This is a genomic window from Neobacillus sedimentimangrovi, assembly GCF_010614825.1.
Lineage (GTDB): Bacteria > Bacillota > Bacilli > Bacillales > Cytobacillaceae > Neobacillus > Neobacillus thermocopriae.
The window spans coordinates 1-17,125 of the sequence record NZ_JAAFZF010000056.1 but is presented as its reverse complement, the minus strand read 5'-3'; the positions used below and the strand labels follow the sequence as shown (position 1 = coordinate 17,125).

Annotated in this window: 16 protein-coding genes; 10 read left to right on the top strand and 6 right to left on the bottom strand. The window is 37.7% G+C overall.

The window, feature by feature from the left end; genetic code table 11:
• Positions 1 to 253: 253 nt before the first annotated feature.
• Positions 254 to 2,173 (bottom strand): heavy metal translocating P-type ATPase, encoded by a 1,920-nt coding sequence (locus tag GZA11_RS14430; protein WP_038539692.1) that lies wholly within the window; start codon positions 2,171 to 2,173, stop codon positions 254 to 256.
• Positions 2,174 to 2,468: 295 nt separating this feature from the next.
• Entirely contained in the window at positions 2,469 to 3,650 is a 1,182-nt protein-coding gene (locus tag GZA11_RS14425; protein ID WP_038539695.1) for an MFS transporter, read from the bottom strand.
• A gap of 182 nt (positions 3,651 to 3,832) precedes the next feature.
• Here GZA11_RS14425 and cax point away from each other — a divergent pair, with 182 nt between their 5' ends.
• The 7 genes from cax to rlmD all read left to right on the top strand — a co-directional run bounded on the left by cax (position 3,833) and on the right by rlmD (position 11,874).
• A complete protein-coding gene (gene cax, locus GZA11_RS14420; protein ID WP_038539698.1) occupies positions 3,833 to 4,903 on the top strand; it encodes a calcium/proton exchanger in 1,071 nt (356 codons plus the stop codon).
• Between the two features lie 540 nt (positions 4,904 to 5,443).
• The gene (locus GZA11_RS14415) at positions 5,444 to 6,070 is read left to right on the top strand and encodes a YczE/YyaS/YitT family protein (protein WP_163184259.1); all 627 of its coding nucleotides are present in this window, start codon (positions 5,444 to 5,446) and stop codon (positions 6,068 to 6,070) included.
• A 115-nt stretch (positions 6,071 to 6,185) separates the two neighbouring features.
• A complete protein-coding gene (locus GZA11_RS14410; RefSeq protein ID WP_200878248.1) occupies positions 6,186 to 6,959 on the top strand; it encodes a YfkD famly protein in 774 nt (257 codons plus the stop codon).
• 153 nt (positions 6,960 to 7,112) lie between these two features.
• Positions 7,113 to 7,313, top strand: coding sequence for an SE1561 family protein (locus GZA11_RS14405; RefSeq protein ID WP_038539706.1), 201 nt, complete (start codon positions 7,113 to 7,115; stop codon positions 7,311 to 7,313).
• Between the two features lie 489 nt (positions 7,314 to 7,802).
• Complete coding sequence (locus GZA11_RS14400; protein WP_163184258.1) at positions 7,803 to 9,350, top strand: fumarate hydratase; 1,548 nt, start codon at positions 7,803 to 7,805, stop codon at positions 9,348 to 9,350.
• Between the two features lie 162 nt (positions 9,351 to 9,512).
• Positions 9,513 to 10,322: a delta-lactam-biosynthetic de-N-acetylase gene (gene pdaA / locus GZA11_RS14395; protein WP_163184257.1), complete on the top strand. Its 810-nt coding sequence runs from the start codon at positions 9,513 to 9,515 to the stop codon at positions 10,320 to 10,322.
• Positions 10,323 to 10,488: 166 nt separating this feature from the next.
• Positions 10,489 to 11,874 carry a 23S rRNA (uracil(1939)-C(5))-methyltransferase RlmD gene (gene rlmD, locus GZA11_RS14390; protein ID WP_163184256.1) on the top strand — a complete coding sequence of 462 codons (1,386 nt, stop codon included), beginning with the start codon at positions 10,489 to 10,491 and terminating at the stop codon, positions 11,872 to 11,874.
• 153 nt (positions 11,875 to 12,027) lie between these two features.
• On the opposite strand, the gene arsC is transcribed toward rlmD, so the two are convergent.
• Genes arsC through GZA11_RS14375 form a run of 3 tightly spaced genes read right to left on the bottom strand, consistent with a single transcriptional unit; the run spans position 12,028 to position 14,128 of the window.
• Positions 12,028 to 12,447 (bottom strand): arsenate reductase (thioredoxin), encoded by a 420-nt coding sequence (gene arsC / locus GZA11_RS14385; RefSeq protein WP_163184255.1) that lies wholly within the window; start codon positions 12,445 to 12,447, stop codon positions 12,028 to 12,030.
• A gap of 31 nt (positions 12,448 to 12,478) precedes the next feature.
• Positions 12,479 to 13,774: an arsenic transporter gene (locus GZA11_RS14380; protein WP_163184254.1), complete on the bottom strand. Its 1,296-nt coding sequence runs from the start codon at positions 13,772 to 13,774 to the stop codon at positions 12,479 to 12,481.
• A 15-nt stretch (positions 13,775 to 13,789) separates the two neighbouring features.
• A complete protein-coding gene (locus GZA11_RS14375) occupies positions 13,790 to 14,128 on the bottom strand; it encodes an ArsR/SmtB family transcription factor (RefSeq protein ID WP_163184253.1) in 339 nt (112 codons plus the stop codon).
• Positions 14,129 to 14,565: 437 nt separating this feature from the next.
• Here GZA11_RS14375 and GZA11_RS14370 point away from each other — a divergent pair, with 437 nt between their 5' ends.
• From GZA11_RS14370 to GZA11_RS14360, 3 genes are all read left to right on the top strand, one after another.
• Positions 14,566 to 14,754, top strand: a complete 189-nt coding sequence (locus GZA11_RS14370; RefSeq protein ID WP_163184252.1) for a hypothetical protein — start codon at positions 14,566 to 14,568, stop codon at positions 14,752 to 14,754.
• A gap of 146 nt (positions 14,755 to 14,900) precedes the next feature.
• Positions 14,901 to 15,515 (top strand): undecaprenyl-diphosphatase, encoded by a 615-nt coding sequence (locus GZA11_RS14365; protein ID WP_163184251.1) that lies wholly within the window; start codon positions 14,901 to 14,903, stop codon positions 15,513 to 15,515.
• A 387-nt stretch (positions 15,516 to 15,902) separates the two neighbouring features.
• Entirely contained in the window at positions 15,903 to 16,778 is an 876-nt protein-coding gene (locus GZA11_RS14360) for an AraC family transcriptional regulator (protein ID WP_038539758.1), read from the top strand.
• Between the two features lie 238 nt (positions 16,779 to 17,016).
• Here GZA11_RS14360 and GZA11_RS14355 read toward each other — a convergent pair.
• Positions 17,017 to 17,125: IS3 family transposase (locus GZA11_RS14355; RefSeq protein WP_163182945.1), on the bottom strand; the 109-nt coding region annotated here is incomplete at its 5' end.

Genomic DNA, 17,125 nt, shown 5'->3' with positions numbered 1-17,125 from the left:
CAATAAAATGACGCTTAAATTCGTCTGTATAGGTAATCGCCTTATCGCTAACTGATTTTACATAAGGATTCTTCTTTAGTAGTTCTTGTTCTTTTTTCGTTAATAGTCTCTTCGTCATTCTAGTTCCGCTCCAACATCTTTTTTCTCATTATAAACAAAAGTACCCTACAAGAAGGACTTTTTTCAAAGTGTCCATCTTATAGGGTACATTTTATATTTTGGACAGCCTTCTTTTTTGCGCCAAGGAATGTTTTTATTTCAGTAGTCTCAAACCATTTAATATAACAAGAATGGTGCTGCCTTCATGACCAATAACGCCAAATGGTAAATCAATGAACTGAAAGAAGTTGGAACAAATTAACACCATGATTACAGTTATGGAAAAAATAACATTCTGCTTAATTATCTTATTCATTCGTTTAGAAAGATTAACTGCCTCAGCAATTCGTGCTAAATCGTTTTTCATGAGCACGATATCTGCTGTTTCGAGTGCAACATCAGTTCCTCCTCCCATGGCAATGCCCACATTGGCTGTAGCTAATGCAGGTGCATCATTGATCCCGTCTCCTACCATGGCTACATTGTTATATTTCGACTTTAATTGTTTCACGTATTCTACTTTTGTTTCTGGTAAACATTCAGCAAAGTACTCATCAACCTTACTTTCCTGTGCAATGGCTTTCGCTGTTTTTTCGCTGTCGCCAGTAAGCATGATGGTATGGATCCCTTGTTTCTTTAATTGGTTAATGGCGGCTTTCGTTTCTTCTCTAACTACATCTTTTAAGGCGATAATGGCACATAATTCCCCGTTCATCTCTATATATACCAAGGTGCTTCCTTTACTGGCTAGTTCTTTGGCTTTACCCGATGCAAAGGATTCAGCAGCTTCTTTTCCTACAAATGCTGCTTTACCTATTTTCCATTGGTTCCCTTGAATAACAGCTGTAACTCCCCAGCCAGGAACATCCTCTAGGCTTTCTGGATGAAAGAGCTCCTTATGAATATGATTTTTTGCATATTTTACAATCGCTTGGGCAAGGGGATGGGTCGAATGACTTTCAATTGATGCTGCCACCCATATGATTTCTTCCCTATCCAAATCTTCCCGAACGACGACCTCAAGCACTTCAGGTTTTCCCTTTGTAAGAGTTCCTGTTTTATCTAGGGCAATTGCACCGAGATGACTCAGGTTTTCCAAATGAACTCCGCCTTTTATCAAAATTCCATGTCTAGCTCCATTTGAAATAGCGGAAAGGGTTGCCGGCATAATGGAGGCGACAAGTGCACATGGAGAGGCAACTACCAATAAAATCATCGCCCTGTAAAAAGATTCCTGCCAACTCCAGCCAAGCAGAAAGTGCGGAAGGAACAACATGGCTACAACAACGAGTAAAACCACTTTGACATAGGTTCCTTCAAAACGTTCAATGAAAAGCTGGGACGGTGATTTTTCACTTTGAGCGGATTGAACGAGCTGAATGATTTTTTGAAAAAGAGTTTCATTGCTTTCCTTTGTAACTCTAACTGTGATAGAACCGGACATATTTACCGTTCCTGCAAATACTTCTTCATTGACTCCTTTTGAGACAGGCATGGATTCTCCTGTAATAGCTGCTTCGTCAATCGTTGATTTCCCTTTCAAAATCACACCGTCGGCAGGAATTCTTTCACCTGGTTTAATAAGGATCTGATCTTCAATACATAATTGGGATACAGGGATTTTTTCCTCATAACCGTTTGAAATCAAAAGTGCTTCTTCAGGTTGCAACTCCATGAGGGAGGAAATTTCTTTATGGCTTTTGTTCATTGTATACGTTTCAAGTGCACCACTGACAGCAAAGATAAAGATGAGAATAGCTCCTTCTGTCCAATAGCCGATCAGGCTCGAACCAATCGCTGCAAAAATCATCAGCATTTCTACATTTAATTCTTTATTTTCAATTGTCTCCTCCAGACCTTCTTTCGCTTTGGCAAATCCTCCAATAACAAAGGCCATTAAATAAGCAATGATGGATCCTGTGCCTTGGCCATACTTATCCAATAACCAACCAGCCAAAATAAGAAGACCGCTCATACCCGCCGCTATCAGTTCGGCATGTGGTTTTATTTTTTCAATCCAACTTACTTCTACATTTTTCATTCTTTTCTCTAATACTTTTGTTTCAGGTACCATAGTTTCTCCTCCTTTTGCTCCTGATTATTAGCCACTTTGGCATTTTTCTTCTAATTGAGAAAAAGAATCAAATTCATAACCCCTATAAAACACGAAAGCTGCCACCCAATGGTGACAGCACAAATTCCTGATAGTAAAATTTTTTTCTTTTATTTTATCATACAGTTTACGCAGGTGGAATGTTTTTGCTTATAAATTACTAAAAAAGATTCCAATAACATTACCCCTTATCACTAGTGCGTCAATAAAAAAAAGACAGTTCCATTTGGAAAAAAGAATGTTTTTGGTCATCCCATTACCTAGAAATTTCTTGTTCAATCATACAGTATGATTTTTTTCCAAAGACAAATAGGATGACTGAGACAATGAAGAGTAAAGTGCTAATGATATAGAAAAAGCTGACATTCTCAAAAAATTTGATAAATAATCCTCCGAAAATAGGTCCACTTAAGCTCCCAAGGCTAAAAAAGATTCCACAGAGAAGGTTTCCTGTTGGCAATAGATTTTTTGGAACTAAATCAGCCATATAGCTAATGCCAAGTGAGAAGGTAGAGCCGACCATCATTCCGGATACAAGGAAGGCTATAAAAAGACCGATAAACGAGTGTTCGAGAAAACTGGCTATAGTGAAACTTCCAAACCCTAGAAAAAGAACAGTCATTAATACATTCCTTCGTCCGTATTGGTCACTTAACATTCCAAGTGGGAGCTGGGTAATAATGCTGCCGATTGCAAAGGCAGAAAGAACAACAGAAACGCTTGAAACATGGATATCCATTCTAAGTGCATAAATAGGGAAACTGCCATTCAAGGAAGCCTCCAAAAATCCGTAGACAAACGGTGGTAAAAAGGCTACCCAGCCATATTTAAAGGCGCTCCGGAATTGCTTGATGGTTGCTAGAAAGGAGTTGATTCCGGCTTCTTGCTCCGGCCATTCATTGACTAAAGTGAAAACAAATATCCATCCTATGAAACAAAGAAGGGAGGAAATAATAAACGGTAAAGCTTCATTTACGTTTACGAGCGGTGTCATTAATGGGCCGGTAGCAAATCCAATCCCGAAAAACAAACCATAGATGGAAATATTTCTTCCTCTTTTTTCTGGTGATGAAAAGGAGGTGATCCATGTTTGAGTAGCAAAATGCAGGGCGTGATCACCAATCCCGATAACTAACCTTAGGACGAACCAAAACCAAAAGGATTTCCATACGGGAAATAGAGCGAGAGCAGCGACTACTAATCCGCCTCCGAAAATAATGACAGGTTTGTATCCAAATTTTCTAAGCGGGGGTTCCATGAAAGGAGAAATGAGTAAAATGCCTAGATAAAGAGCAGTGGCATTTAATCCATTTAAGGAGGAAGATACCCCGCTATTTTCAAATATGACGGCTATTAGCGGAAGAAGCATTCCTTGAGAAAAACCAGAAATAGCGACAATGCTGACAAGGATCCAAAATCGAAAATTACTTTTTTTCATTTGACGTTCCTCTATTTCTAATTCGTTTTTAGTCGATGGTATCTGGAAACCTGTGGTTTTGCAAGAAAAATGTTTCCATTTTTTTATCAAAGTGGTAATCTTTTTTATGAAAATTTTTCCTTTTACCCTGAAAGATAAATTAGACAACTTTTTGGCAAACCTAGAATATATGGAGGGAATTTATGACGAATAAAATTTTTATGTTAATGACGTTTATTGGTGTCCCACTTTCTGTCATTGGAAGCTTAATGCACTGGCCGACCATGATCTTATTTATCATTTATTGTTTATCCATCGTTGCTCTTGCAAGCTATATGGGCAGGGCTACTGAAAGCCTAGCAATTGTGGCTGGGCCACGGATAGGCGGGTTGTTAAATGCTACATTTGGTAACGCGGTTGAATTAATCATATCGATATTTTCTTTAAAGGCAGGATTAATTGGAGTGGTTCTGGCCTCTTTAACTGGTTCTGTATTAGGAAATCTTTTGCTCGTTGCAGGATTATCCTTTTTCGTTGGCGGATTAAAATTTAAACGGCAACTCTTTAATGTTCATGATGCAAGGCATAATTCAGGGCTATTAATGTTTGCGATCATTGTTGCTTTTGTTATTCCAGAAGTATTCTCAATGAATATGAATGAAACGAAAACCTTATCATTGAGTGTTGGAATATCGATTATTTTAATTGCACTTTATCTTGCTGCATTATTCTTTAAACTAGTTACCCACCGGGGGGTTTATCAAACGGAAGAATCTGAAGCAGCTGCCGAAAACGGTCATCATGAAGAAGAGCCAGAATGGGGGAAAGGCAAATCCATTTTGATCCTTTTATTATCTACTTTGGCAGTAGCTTATATATCAGAAAATCTTGTTCATACTTTCCATTATGTAGCCGAAGCGTTTGGTTGGACAGAACTGTTCATCGGGGTAATCATTGTAGCCATCGTAGGTAACGCAGCAGAACATGCGTCAGCGATTGTCATGGCCTACAAAAACAAAATGGATATTGCGGTTGAAATTGCAGTAGGTTCCACTTTGCAAATTGCTATGTTTGTAGCACCAGTCTTAGTACTTATATCTCTCTTGTTTGAAAAGAAAATGCCCCTCGTATTTACATTGCCTGAACTCATCACCATGGTAACTTCCGTCCTACTTATGGTTGTCATCTCAAACGACGGAGAATCCAACTGGTTCGAGGGCCTAACCCTACTCGCTGCCTACTTTATTATGGGGATTGGCTTCTATCTGCTCTAACAAGGTGTGGACATTTAGACAAAACAAAAAAGGCTGAGCCCGATAAGGTCTTTAAAAACGACCTTTCGGGCTCAGTCTTTTTCTTATTGGAATTATTAGACGGAGTCTCCGTACAGAAGGGAAGCGACGATGCTGGCACGTCCGTGGAAAGCAAAGCCTCCTGAAATGATGATTAATAAATAAAACAAAAAGGGGTGCCCTTAAAATTTTAGGACACCCTCTCTTTCTTACTTTTTCGGTGAATCTTTTCATTCCTGTGCTATAATGGTAACGCACGTTTTTAATGTATTAGGGTAAAACCAATCGCTTTCTATGGGATCATCAATCACCAACCTTCATGTTTGAATGATCTCAGGATAAACACGAGTGTTGACTGCCATGTATGAGAGAATCCCAACCTCCTTATGTGGATAATGAATTAGCGAATAGAAAGCGGCCCTCCTTTTTAAAAGGTTAAGCTAATTATAAATTAAAATTTCAATTTTGTAAATGTTCTGATTATTACAATTATGTTACGTTACATTACATTTGGGAGGAATTATGAACTTTTTTATTCGACTAGCATTTTATTGTATCGGATTATTCATCATGACGTTTGGCGTGTGTATGACGATTAAAGCGGATTTAGGAGCTGGCGCATGGGATGCCTTAAATGTGGCATTAACTGATCATCTTGGCCTTTCAATTGGGAGATGGGTCATGATTGACGGCGCTATCCTAGTATTCATTAACGCACTGCTAGTAAAAAGGAGACCAGATTTTCTGTCATTTTTAACCATTATTGTTATAGGATTTATGGTTGATTTTTGGATGTATATGATATTTGAATCATGGCAAATCCAACCTTTTATTACTAAATTGATTACATTAATTTCTGGTATTTTAATTATTGGAATGGGGATCTCCTGTTATTTGCAGGCGAAATTTCCGCAAAGCCCTATTGACAATTTCATGTTGGCGCTAAAAGAACGATTTCATATTAGTTTAGGGATGGCTAAAACAATAGGAGAATTAACGGCCTTTATCCCGGCTTTATTGTTAAAAGGACCTATTGGAATCGGGACAATCATTATCACGTTTGCAATTGGACCGTCGATTCAATTGTTTTTTCCTTTCTTTGATAAATTTATGAGAAATCTTCAAGCGAAATATATGAAATTAACTTAGGGGAATGGATAATATAGTTGAACTCCGAAAAAACTATAAGCAAATTATTTTATGCTACCGAAAGGAGTTCGCATAGGTGAAAAGTATAGTATCTGTTCTTATGACTTTGTTTCTAATGTTTCCTTTCTTACCAGTTGCTAACGCTGCTGAAAAAGCGCCTGCAAAAAAACAGCCAATTAGCTATCAGATTCCTTCATCTGTCCGAAACATTACAAAACAAAATACTTACCCTAATTCAACACAGGATTTACCTTTACTACAGCCAAGTGATTTTACAAAAAAGCTTATCAATTCATCTAATGTAAAGATTGAAAATCCTGATCTAATCCGGATGCTAAATGAATCAAGTATTAACAGTACCCCATTTGCACTTGGCTACCGAGCAATCATTTATCTCGGTCAATGGCCTTTGAATTATGAATCATCAGAAACAGCACCGAATTGGGAATATCAAAAAATTAATACAAACTACTTTGATAACCGTGGGGGAGATGTCCCTTACCAAATCAAATACGTACAAGAGACACAAAAAATTGTACGAGGCGGATTAACAGCCAAGATTCCCAATGCGGAAGATGTTAAAAAAATGATGCTCTTAAAAGCTATGCAGAAAACAAAGCTACCGCTAGCATTTGAAACGATTATCGGGGCTGGAACGAAAAATGACCATATTTATAATATCCCTGCAAATCGCCTCGGGTATTTATATGCCTATGCTCCAGCAGTGAATGAAAAAGGGAAAGTTACTTACGGAGAAGTGTATTTAATGCTGAAAGGGAATAAGAAATTTATCGTGATCAAAAATGTCACTTCCCAAGGTATTGGGGCCTGGATCCCTGTACAGGATTACGTTTCATTTGGATTTGTTGTATCTGAAAGACCTAGGTGATGACAATGGATCACAGCACTCCTGCGACAAAAGAGCAGGAGTTTTTTAATAAATTAAGAAAGTATTGATCGACTTTGAGAAATTTTTAGTAATGATTGCTAAAGTGTTAAGACCTCGGTAGAATAGAAAAGGAAATTGAAAGGAGAGAGTCGAGTGGGCAGTCCAATCCATGATAAACACACACAAGTCGATTTCTTAAAACATCGTCTTAATATGTTTCTTGATATCCTTGATTCCATCAATCCAGAAGAAGCGGATTTGGAGGATATTGATCGATTAATTTCAATGATTGATGAACTGGAATCTAAGATAAAAGAATTTAAAAATCGTGAGTTAAGCGAGTCTGTGAAATAGCAGACTCGTTTTATTATGTAAAAAAGGTTATTTTCGAAATGGAAAATGATCTCGCAGCTTTTGGGAGGAGACTATACTCCACTAGGCAGGAGGCTTACGCTTTTCAAAAAGATAAGATTGTATCTTTTTGACTTCGAAAATTGTTTAGCTCCAGCCTCCTAGCGGTGAGACGCCTTCGGTCTCCGCCCTACGATAAGTCAACATCGAATCGCCTCCGGTTTTTCGTGTTTCCTTTATCTCAGTTGGAGAGTCACCACAAGGAAGGCTTCGGCAGCATATTCATCGCACGACCGAAAGCTGTAGCTTTTGGGAGGAAGCCATACGCCGCTGCCCAGGGGGCTTTCGCTTTTCTTATATGAAATCGATTGCAGTCAAAGCCTTTTATTCTTGTATGTATAGGAGTATAATTAAACATGTCAAAAGTTGTAATGAAGTAATAAGGAATTAGCAGAGATAAAGATACGGGCAATGGGAAAGGGGAATTTGAACGTGAATATTGAAAAATTTCAAGAAAGCATGTATAAGCTTGTCGTTGAAACTTCCACTAAGCTGCCTAAAGATGTACGCCGTGCCATAAAGGCAGCTAAGGAAAGAGAAAATGCTGGCACACGAGCAGCGATGAGCCTTGCAACGATTACTAACAATATAAAAATGGCGGATGAGCAAGTATCTCCAATCTGTCAAGATACTGGTCTTCCAACTTTTAAAATTAAAACCCCAGTGGGTGTTAATCAACTTGAATTAAAAGAAGCTATTAAAAAAGCCATTGTTCAGGCAACGAAGGAAGGTAAATTGCGCCCGAATTCTGTTGATTCGTTGACTGGAGTCAACAGTGGAGATAACCTTGGGATTGGCCTTCCGGTTATTAAATTTGATCAATGGGAAAAAGATTATATCGATGTTCGTCTTATTTTAAAAGGCGGAGGTTGTGAAAATAAAAACATTCAATACAGCCTTCCTTGTGAGCTAGAGGGTCTTGGCCGTGCAGGTCGCGATCTTGATGGAATCCGCAAATGTATCTTGCACTCTGTATACCAGGCACAAGGACAAGGCTGTAGTGCAGGCTTTATTGGAGTTGGAATTGGTGGAGACCGTTCCTCTGGTTACGATTTAGCAAAAGAACAATTATTCCGTCCGGTTGATGATGTGAATCCAAACGAAGATCTTCGCAAGCTAGAAGAGTATATTTTAGAGAATGCCAATAAATTAGGTATCGGAACCATGGGCTTCGGTGGTGAAGCTACCCTTTTAGGATGTAAAATTGGCGTCATGCACCGCATCCCAGCTAGCTTCTATGTTTCTGTTGCTTACAATTGCTGGGCATTCCGCCGAATGGGTGTAAGCGTGGACGCTAAAACGGGAGAAATTATTGAATGGGCATACCAAGATGGCGAGTTTATTGATTTTAAAGAAACTGAAGCAGAAAAAGAAGCGGCAGCTGCAGGAACTTCAGAAAAAGTCATCACTCTTCAAGCACCAATTACGGAGGAACAAATTCGATCATTAAAAGTTGGTGATGTCGTACAAATTAACGGCATGATGTATACTGGCCGTGACGCCATTCATAAATATTTGATGGATCACGATGCTCCGGTTGATTTGAATGGACAAGTCATTTACCATTGCGGACCGGTAATGTTGAAGGATGAAGATGGTAAGTGGCACGTGAAAGCCGCTGGTCCGACTACTTCGATTCGCGAGGAACCATATCAAGGAGATATTATGAAGAAATTCGGTATCCGTGCCGTTATTGGTAAAGGAGGTATGGGCCCGAAAACATTAGCTGCCCTTAAAGAGCATGGCGGTGTTTATCTCAATGCGATCGGAGGAGCCGCCCAATACTATGCAGATTGTATTAAAGAAGTCGAGGGCGTTGACCTCTTACAGTTTGGTATCCCTGAGGCAATGTGGCATCTCCGTGTAGAAGGATTTAAAGCTGTTGTTACAATGGATTCCCATGGCAATAGCCTTCATGCGGATGTAGACAAATCTTCTTTGGAAAAACTGGCACAATTCAAAGATCCGGTATTTAAATAATGAAAAGGGCAGTCCCGATGATGACGGGGCTGCTCTTTTTCATAAGTTTTGTTTTTGATCGTAAAAATCGTCTAGTGGAACCCGAAAATTTCCTTTAAATACTAATTATGTTTCCCCATCCAATACAGAAAATATAAAAAAAGAATCCAGGGGGAAATAGGGATGAAAAAATTTTTAAGCATATTTTTAAGCATATTTAGTATATTATTTTTATTGGTTCCTAGCATTACCTTTGCTGCTGTTTCAAATAAACCCATTCATTGGGGATTTAAAAGAGCGATGAATGAAGAACCGGCAGAAGCAGGTCCAGAATACGATCAGATTTTAGAGAAATATGGAGCAGTCTATAAGGGCAGTCCTGATAAAAAAATATTATACCTAACCTTTGATAGTGGTTATGAAAATGGACAGACCGAGAAAATTCTTGATGTATTAAAAAAAGAAAAAGTTCCGGCCACATTTTTTGTTACAGGACATTTTCTAAAGTCACAGCCTGACCTAGCCAAGCGGATGGTTAAAGAGGGCCACATTATTGGCAACCACTCTTGGAACCATCCTGATTTCACTCAAATAAGTGATGAACGGGTGCGTAAAGAGCTGCAAAAAGTAAAGGATGAAACAAAGAAAATAACCGGACAAAAAAAGATGAAATATCTGAGACCACCACGCGGCATTTTTAGTGAAAGAACGATGCAAATTGCAAAAGAGGAAGGATATACTCATATTTTTTGGTCTCTTGCTTTCGTTGATTGGCATATTGGCCAGCAAAAGGGCTGGAGATATGCGTACGATAACATCATGAGCCGTGTCCATCCTGGCTGCATCATGCTCCTGCATTCAGTTTCTCAGGATAACGCGGATGCTCTTGAAAAAGCTATCCAGGATCTAAAGAAAAAAGGCTATAAATTCAAAAGTCTTGACCATCTGATGAAACAACAAAAAATACAAAAGAAACAAACGCCGGATTCGTAAGGAATTCGGTTTTTGTTTGATTCATGCTATAATACGATGAAAACTATAAAGGATGGAACTTCGTGCCTTTGAAGAATTGGAAAGTTATTATCAAGGCAAGGATTCCTATTTACGTTACGCTTCCCTGTATTAATGGGTAAGCCTTGAAAAATTTGGAGTGAACCGAATGAAGAAAGAACAGATCAAAATCCAACCAAAGCAAACCTTTCCTCTAACCATTAAAAGACTTGGAATCAATGGGGAAGGGGTCGGTTATTTTAAAAAGCAAGTTGTCTTTGTGCCAGGAGCTCTTCCAGGTGAAGAGGTGGTTGTAGAGGCGACGAAAATTCACCCGAAATACGCGGAGGCAAGGATCAAAAAAATTCGTATCCGATCACCTCATCGCATTAAACCGCTTTGCCCAGTGTACGCCCAATGCGGAGGTTGCCAGCTCCAGCATTTACAATACGACCAGCAGTTAAAGGAAAAACGTGACATTGTCATCCAAGCTTTAGAGCGTCATACGAAACTAGATGTAAACAAACTGGATATTCGCGAAACGATTGGCATGGAAAACCCGTGGGGTTACCGCAATAAAAGCAGTTTTCAAGTAAGGGAAAAAGACGGGCAAGTACTTGCTGGATTATACGGCCTTAATTCGCATCAGCTAATTAATATTGACCAATGTGCCGTCCAACATGCACAGACAAATGAAGCCACTACACAAGTAAAAAAAATATTAGAAGACTTAAATATCCCGATTTATCATGAAAAAACGAGAAAAGGGCTAGTAAGAACAATTGTAACTCGTGTAGGAATGCAAACGGGAGAATTGCAAGTAGTTCTTATTACGTCGAAAAAAGAGTTACCTAAAAAGGAACTGATCATTCAGGAAATCCAAAAGCGGCTTCCGAATGTGAAATCCATTGTTCAAAACATAAATGGCGAAAAAACATCACTTATTTTTGGAGAAGAGACACATTCCCTTGCAGGGAGGGATTTTATACAAGAAGTATTAGGTGATTTGCAATTCGAACTCTCAGCAAGGACCTTTTTCCAACTAAATCCTGTACAAACTGTCAAGCTATATAATGAAGTGAAACAAGCCGCAGGTCTGACGGGTGTGGAAAAAGTGGTAGATGCCTATTGCGGAGTAGGAACAATCGGGCTTTGGTTGGCAGACAAGGCCGGAGAAGTACGTGGGATGGATGTTATCCCTGAATCAATTGAAGACGCGAAGAAAAATGCCAAGCGTCACGGCTTCAGCAATACAAAATACGTTCCGGGAAAAGCAGAAGAAGTCTTGCCTAAATGGGTGAAAAAAGGATGGAAACCGGATGTCATTGTCGTTGACCCGCCTCGTACAGGCCTTGATCACCAACTGATCCAAACGATTTTACAAGTAGAAGCCAAAAAATTAATCTATGTTTCATGTAACCCATCAACATTAGCCAAAGACATCCAAACCTTAAGTAAGAAATATGAAGTAAAATACATTCAACCAGTTGACATGTTCCCTCAGACCGCCCACGTTGAGTGCGTGTCGCAACTTATTTTAAAAGAAGGCAATTAACCCTTATGGGTTGTTGCCTATTTTTGTTCTTCGAGAAAGTGAAGGGTGAAAAGGACCAATCATAAGACACATCAGCATGCTGTGAAGATCAAAAATCTTGTTGTAGCTATATAAAGAATGCCCCTCTTCTCTAAGAAGGGGGCAATGATTTCATTATTCACCTGTTTCAGCAAACCGTTTAATTCTATTTCCAATTTCATCGCGGACACGTTGGAAGACTGACCATTTTTCTTCTTCTGATCCTTTTGCCTTAGCAGGATCATCAAATCCCCAATGGACGCGTTTAACGTGGGGTGGAGTCGTCGGGCATTTATCGGCTGCATCTCCACACAAAGTAATAACAAAATCGGCATTGTTTAAAATTTCATTATTAATAATGTCCGATGTTTGGTTGGAAATATCAATACCAACCTCTTTCATTGCTTTGACAGCGTTAGGATTTAGTCCGTGTGCTTCAATTCCCGCACTTTTAACTACCCATTCATCACTTAAGTACTTCTTTGCCCAACCTTCTGCCATTTGGCTTCTACAAGAGTTTCCCGTACATAAAAAATAGATTGTTTTTTTAGACATTCTACTATATCTCCTATTCTATTTTTATTTGTTAAACGATTAATAAACTAAGATAAAGCCCTAATAAGGTGATGAACAGAACAGGAATTGTTAGCACTATTCCCGTCTTAAAATATGTTCCCCAAGATATTTTTACACCCTTTTGTGATAAAACATGAAGCCATAAAAGGGTTGCTAAAGAACCAATTGGAGTAATCTTTGGCCCTAAATCCGATCCTATTACATTTGCATATATCAAAGCCTCTTTAATTGTACCTGTTGCAGTGGTATCAGATATGGCCAAAGCATCAATCATTACTGTAGGCAAGTTGTTCATAACAGATGAAAGAGCAGCTGCTAGGAAGCCTATTAACATCGTAGCTGAAAATAACCCCTTGTCCACCCCAATTTGAATAATATCAGCTAGGATATTGGTTAATCCGGCATTTCGAAGGCCGTAAACAACAACGTACATACCAATAGAGAAGAAAACGATATTCCAAGGAGCCCCTTTAATAATTTTCTTAGTATTAACAGAGGAGCTCCTTCTAGCCATTACTAAGAAGAATATGGTAATAATTCCAGCTATGATTGATACTGGAATATTTAAAAATTCACTTACAAAATAGCCAATGAAGAGAACTGATAGTACAAACCAGGATATATGGAACATTTTTTGATCTCGAATAGCTTGAACGGGATGTTTTAAATCCTTTATATCGTATCGATTTAGGATACTTTTTCTGAAGTATAGATACAAAACTAAAATACTTCCAATCAGCGAAAATATTGTTGGAATAATCATATGTGAAGTATATTCGCTAAATCCAATGCCAAAGTAGTCAGCCGATACAATGTTCACCAAGTTACTTACAACTAGAGGTAGAGATGTTGTATCTGAAATAAAACCGCTTGCTATGATGAAGGGAAATACCATTTTTTCATCAAAGTTTAATGCCCTTACCATTGATAAAACAATAGGAGTTAATATGAGTGCTGCACCATCATTTGCAAAAAGTGCTGCTACTATGGCCCCTAAAATTGTGATATATACAAACATTTTCACTCCATTCCCTTTTGCTACTCTTGCCATATGAAGAGCAGACCATTCAAAGAATCCAATTTCGTCTAGAATTAATGAAATAATAATAATGGCAATAAACGCTAGAGTTGCGTTCCAAACAATATTTGTTACATTCCAAACATCTTGAAAATTCACGACTCCAACTAGGAGTGCTACGATAGCACCACCGCAAGCAGACCAGCCAATTGATAAGTTTTTAGGCTGCCAAATAACAAGTATCAGCGTAATCAGAAATATTACTGAAGCTAAAACTGGTTGTAACAAACTAGATGTTCCTCCTTATTTACACGTCATCTTTGAACTTTGTTGTTTTAAAATATTTAATTTATCATCTTGGCTAGGAATATGTCTTAATATATCTTCAACTAATTGAAAATAATCACTATTACGGTTAAGAGAATAATGAATCCATTGTCCTTTTCTCTTTTCTTTTACTAAGCCTGCATCTTTTAGTTTGCGTAGATGTTGGCTAATTGCAGGTTGCGTCATTTTGAATATATCAACCAATTCACATACACAAAAGGTTTTAATTTGAAGTAACCCTAATATTGAAAGACGTGTTTTATCACCTAATAACTTTAAAATGTTTGCACTTTCCTCCAAGGTTGTTGTTTTCATATTCAACCTCCAAAATAAATATATAAGCAAATACTTATATAGTATATCTATCATCATATTAATATTTCAACTAATTATTATTTCTTAAGTTGTTTTGTGAAAATATGTACAAACTAACATAGGCTTTCGTTTAACAAGTGTGTTTTCTAGAAGAAATAAGTTTTAAGAAAGTTGATAAACCCACCAACATCTCTTGTGTTGCCACATACACTCCACACACGTTGAGATAGTGGTATTGATGATAAGTAATAATAAATAATATGCCTTAAATGACTTAAATTAAGGTTTCCAGACTTTCGATCACATACCCGGGGTCTGGAAGCCTTATTTTTATATTGAAATTGTAATTCAGATTATTTAAGCATTGTTGGGATGAGACTTGATAACTGAATTATATTTTGAGAGGCTAAAAACTGCTGTTTAAAAATAGGGTGCCAGTGCAAGATTTAGTCAGCCATGGGGAAACAAAAGAGGAAGCAACGAAAAAGGCTATAGAACAATTTAAAATAAAAGAGTTTACCTCGTTATCCAAAAATACAATGCTTTTTAATTTACCTGCTCATTATTATTTAGGTGGCTTTACTTTTGTTTCTGTGATTGTAGGTCTATTACTAAGAGTTTTATAAATAATATTCCCATCTCTATTTCTGCTTGTATTGGCAAGCTCATTATTTTCATACGGAGTAGGATTTATGGGGTTATTCTTTGTTTACAAGATTATTGATGCGATTATATATATAAAAATAACTGTGAATTAAAGGAGGAGAAACCAATGACAATATCAGAAATAAATATTCATTTTTTTAGAATGATTAATGATTTAGGGAAAGAGTATTCAACGTTCAATCCCGTAATGATTTTCATTGCTGAATATATGGTCGTTTTCTTAGCATTAGCGGTTATCATTTATTGGTTAACTCGTAACAAGATAAATCGAATGATGGTTTTATGTGCAATGGTAACTTTTATCATGGCAGAATTGTTTGGGAAATTAGCAGGGATGATTCACTCCAATAACCAACCATTTGCCGAATTAACAAACGTTAATAAGCTAATTGAAAAAGCGGTGGACAATTCCTTTCCAAGTGACCACACGATGTTGTTCTTTTCATTTTGCGTGTCCTTTTGGCTGTTTAAGAGAGTTTGGGGATTTTTATGGCTCGTACTGGCTACTTTAGTTGGTGTTTCACGTATCTGGGTAGGAGTTCATTATCCAGCAGATGTTCTTGTAGGAGCTACAATTAGTGTTATTATTGCTATCATTGTTTATAAGGTAGTTCCAAAAATTAGCATCATTCATAAATTTATAGGAATGATTGAGAAAGGCGACCAGTTTGTTTTATCTGCATTATCGAAACAAAAGGAAACTAAATCAAAGGATGTTTAATAAATTTTTTTGAATAAGGAGAAACCTTTACAAAAGTGATCTCTCCTTAGAACAATCGAAAAATGGTAAATTCCACACTTTGTCTATATCCATCATTCTACATATGTTGAGCATGTTGTTTTTACAAATGTAGAGAATTAGATGGTTAATGTCTCTAAGGGTTTTCAGACATTTTTTCTGCTATATGTCTGGAAGCCCTTATTTTATTGAACTGCCCAGAAAGGATTAAGATTGAGTATACTAAGAAATGATGGACCACATTTCTAAGCTTCTTGTTGACTATAGTACAAATAATGGGAGTGACAGATATTCGACTATACTGTGCACAGAATGTCGGGTCGGTTCGCGCATCCTTTGATAATATCGATGATGAAAGGAGGTTATTTCATGGATTCGTTAAATAGGATGAATAAAGCATTGGCTTACATTGAAGAGCACCTTACGGAGGATATTGATTATCGTGAAGTAGCAAAAATTGCTCATTGCTCCGAGTATCATTTTAAAAGAATGTTTTCTTTTTTATCAGGAATTGGTTTGTCAGAATATATCCGAAGAAGGAGATTAACGCTGGCTGCCCTTGATTTAAAAGATACAAATTTGAGGATCATCGATGTTGCTGTCAAATATGGTTATGATTCAGCGGATTCATTCTCCCGTGCTTTTCATTCGATCCATGGCATTCTTCCTTCTGAAGCTAGAGGTGAGAATGCACAGGTGAAAGCGTTTCCTAGAATGACCTTTCAATTATCAATTAAAGGAGGATGCGAAATGAATTATCGCATTGTGGAGAAAGGACCTTTTAAGGTAGTCGGATTTAAGAAGAGAGTTCCCATTGTTTTTGAAGGTGTCAATCCAGAGATTGCAAAAATGACTGAACTTTTAACCCCTGAGGTTGTTAAACAATTAAAAGCACTTTCCAATGTAGAACCAACAGGGATTATTAGTGCATCGGTTAACTTCTCTGAAGGAAGAATGGAAGAAAAAGGGATGCTCGATCATTATATCGGTGTAGCAACTTCAAGTGATAAAATAGGAAAATTCGATGTATTGAAAGTAGAAGCTGGTACATGGGCCGTTTTCGAATCTATTGGACCATTCCCGGAAACACTCCAAAATGTATGGGGAAGGATATACTCAGAGTGGTTTCCATCTTCAGGATATGAAGCAGTTGAAGGTCCTGAAATTTTGTGGAACGAAAGTCCAGACACTGGAAATCCGAAGTATCGAAGCGAAATATGGATTCCAGTAAAGAAAAAAGCCTAATAACGAAATTGGTGATAATAATTGAGGGCGCTCTATGATAAAGTGCCCTTTTTTTCGTGTGTGCCCGTGGGGGTGTAGTCTATGGGGGGAAAGTCCCAAGCATGAAGGCGGTAGTTATCGTTAGTTGTTACATTATATTTTTTTCACTTCATTCAGCTCCTAGATATCTGTGTATTTGTAACCGGTTACTGATAGTTTACCTAAACTGTTTTTGATAACTTGGTATGTCAACACTAAACTAGACAACTTTTTTAAGGTGTTCATTTTTATATTCAATAGGGCTTAAATACCCAAGTGTTCCGTGAATTCTGATATGATTAAACCAATGAACATAATCATCTAATTCT

What these genes read in the sequence shown, in the direction of transcription:
- pdaA (WP_163184257.1), top strand. Translation starts at nt 9,513, where the DNA reads ATGAAAAAATTTTTAAGCATATTTTTAAGCATATTTAGTATATTATTT.
- GZA11_RS14430 (WP_038539692.1), bottom strand. Translation starts at nt 2,173, where the DNA reads ATGGTACCTGAAACAAAAGTATTAGAGAAAAGAATGAAAAATGTAGAA.
- rlmD (WP_163184256.1), top strand. Translation starts at nt 10,489, where the DNA reads ATGAAGAAAGAACAGATCAAAATCCAACCAAAGCAAACCTTTCCTCTA.
- arsC (WP_163184255.1), bottom strand. Translation starts at nt 12,447, where the DNA reads ATGTCTAAAAAAACAATCTATTTTTTATGTACGGGAAACTCTTGTAGA.
- cax (WP_038539698.1), top strand. Translation starts at nt 3,833, where the DNA reads ATGACGAATAAAATTTTTATGTTAATGACGTTTATTGGTGTCCCACTT.
- GZA11_RS14410 (WP_200878248.1), top strand. Translation starts at nt 6,186, where the DNA reads ATGTTTCCTTTCTTACCAGTTGCTAACGCTGCTGAAAAAGCGCCTGCA.
- GZA11_RS14375 (WP_163184253.1), bottom strand. Translation starts at nt 14,128, where the DNA reads ATGAAAACAACAACCTTGGAGGAAAGTGCAAACATTTTAAAGTTATTA.
- GZA11_RS14425 (WP_038539695.1), bottom strand. Translation starts at nt 3,650, where the DNA reads ATGAAAAAAAGTAATTTTCGATTTTGGATCCTTGTCAGCATTGTCGCT.
- GZA11_RS14360 (WP_038539758.1), top strand. Translation starts at nt 15,903, where the DNA reads ATGGATTCGTTAAATAGGATGAATAAAGCATTGGCTTACATTGAAGAG.
- GZA11_RS14365 (WP_163184251.1), top strand. Translation starts at nt 14,901, where the DNA reads ATGACAATATCAGAAATAAATATTCATTTTTTTAGAATGATTAATGAT.
- GZA11_RS14415 (WP_163184259.1), top strand. Translation starts at nt 5,444, where the DNA reads ATGAACTTTTTTATTCGACTAGCATTTTATTGTATCGGATTATTCATC.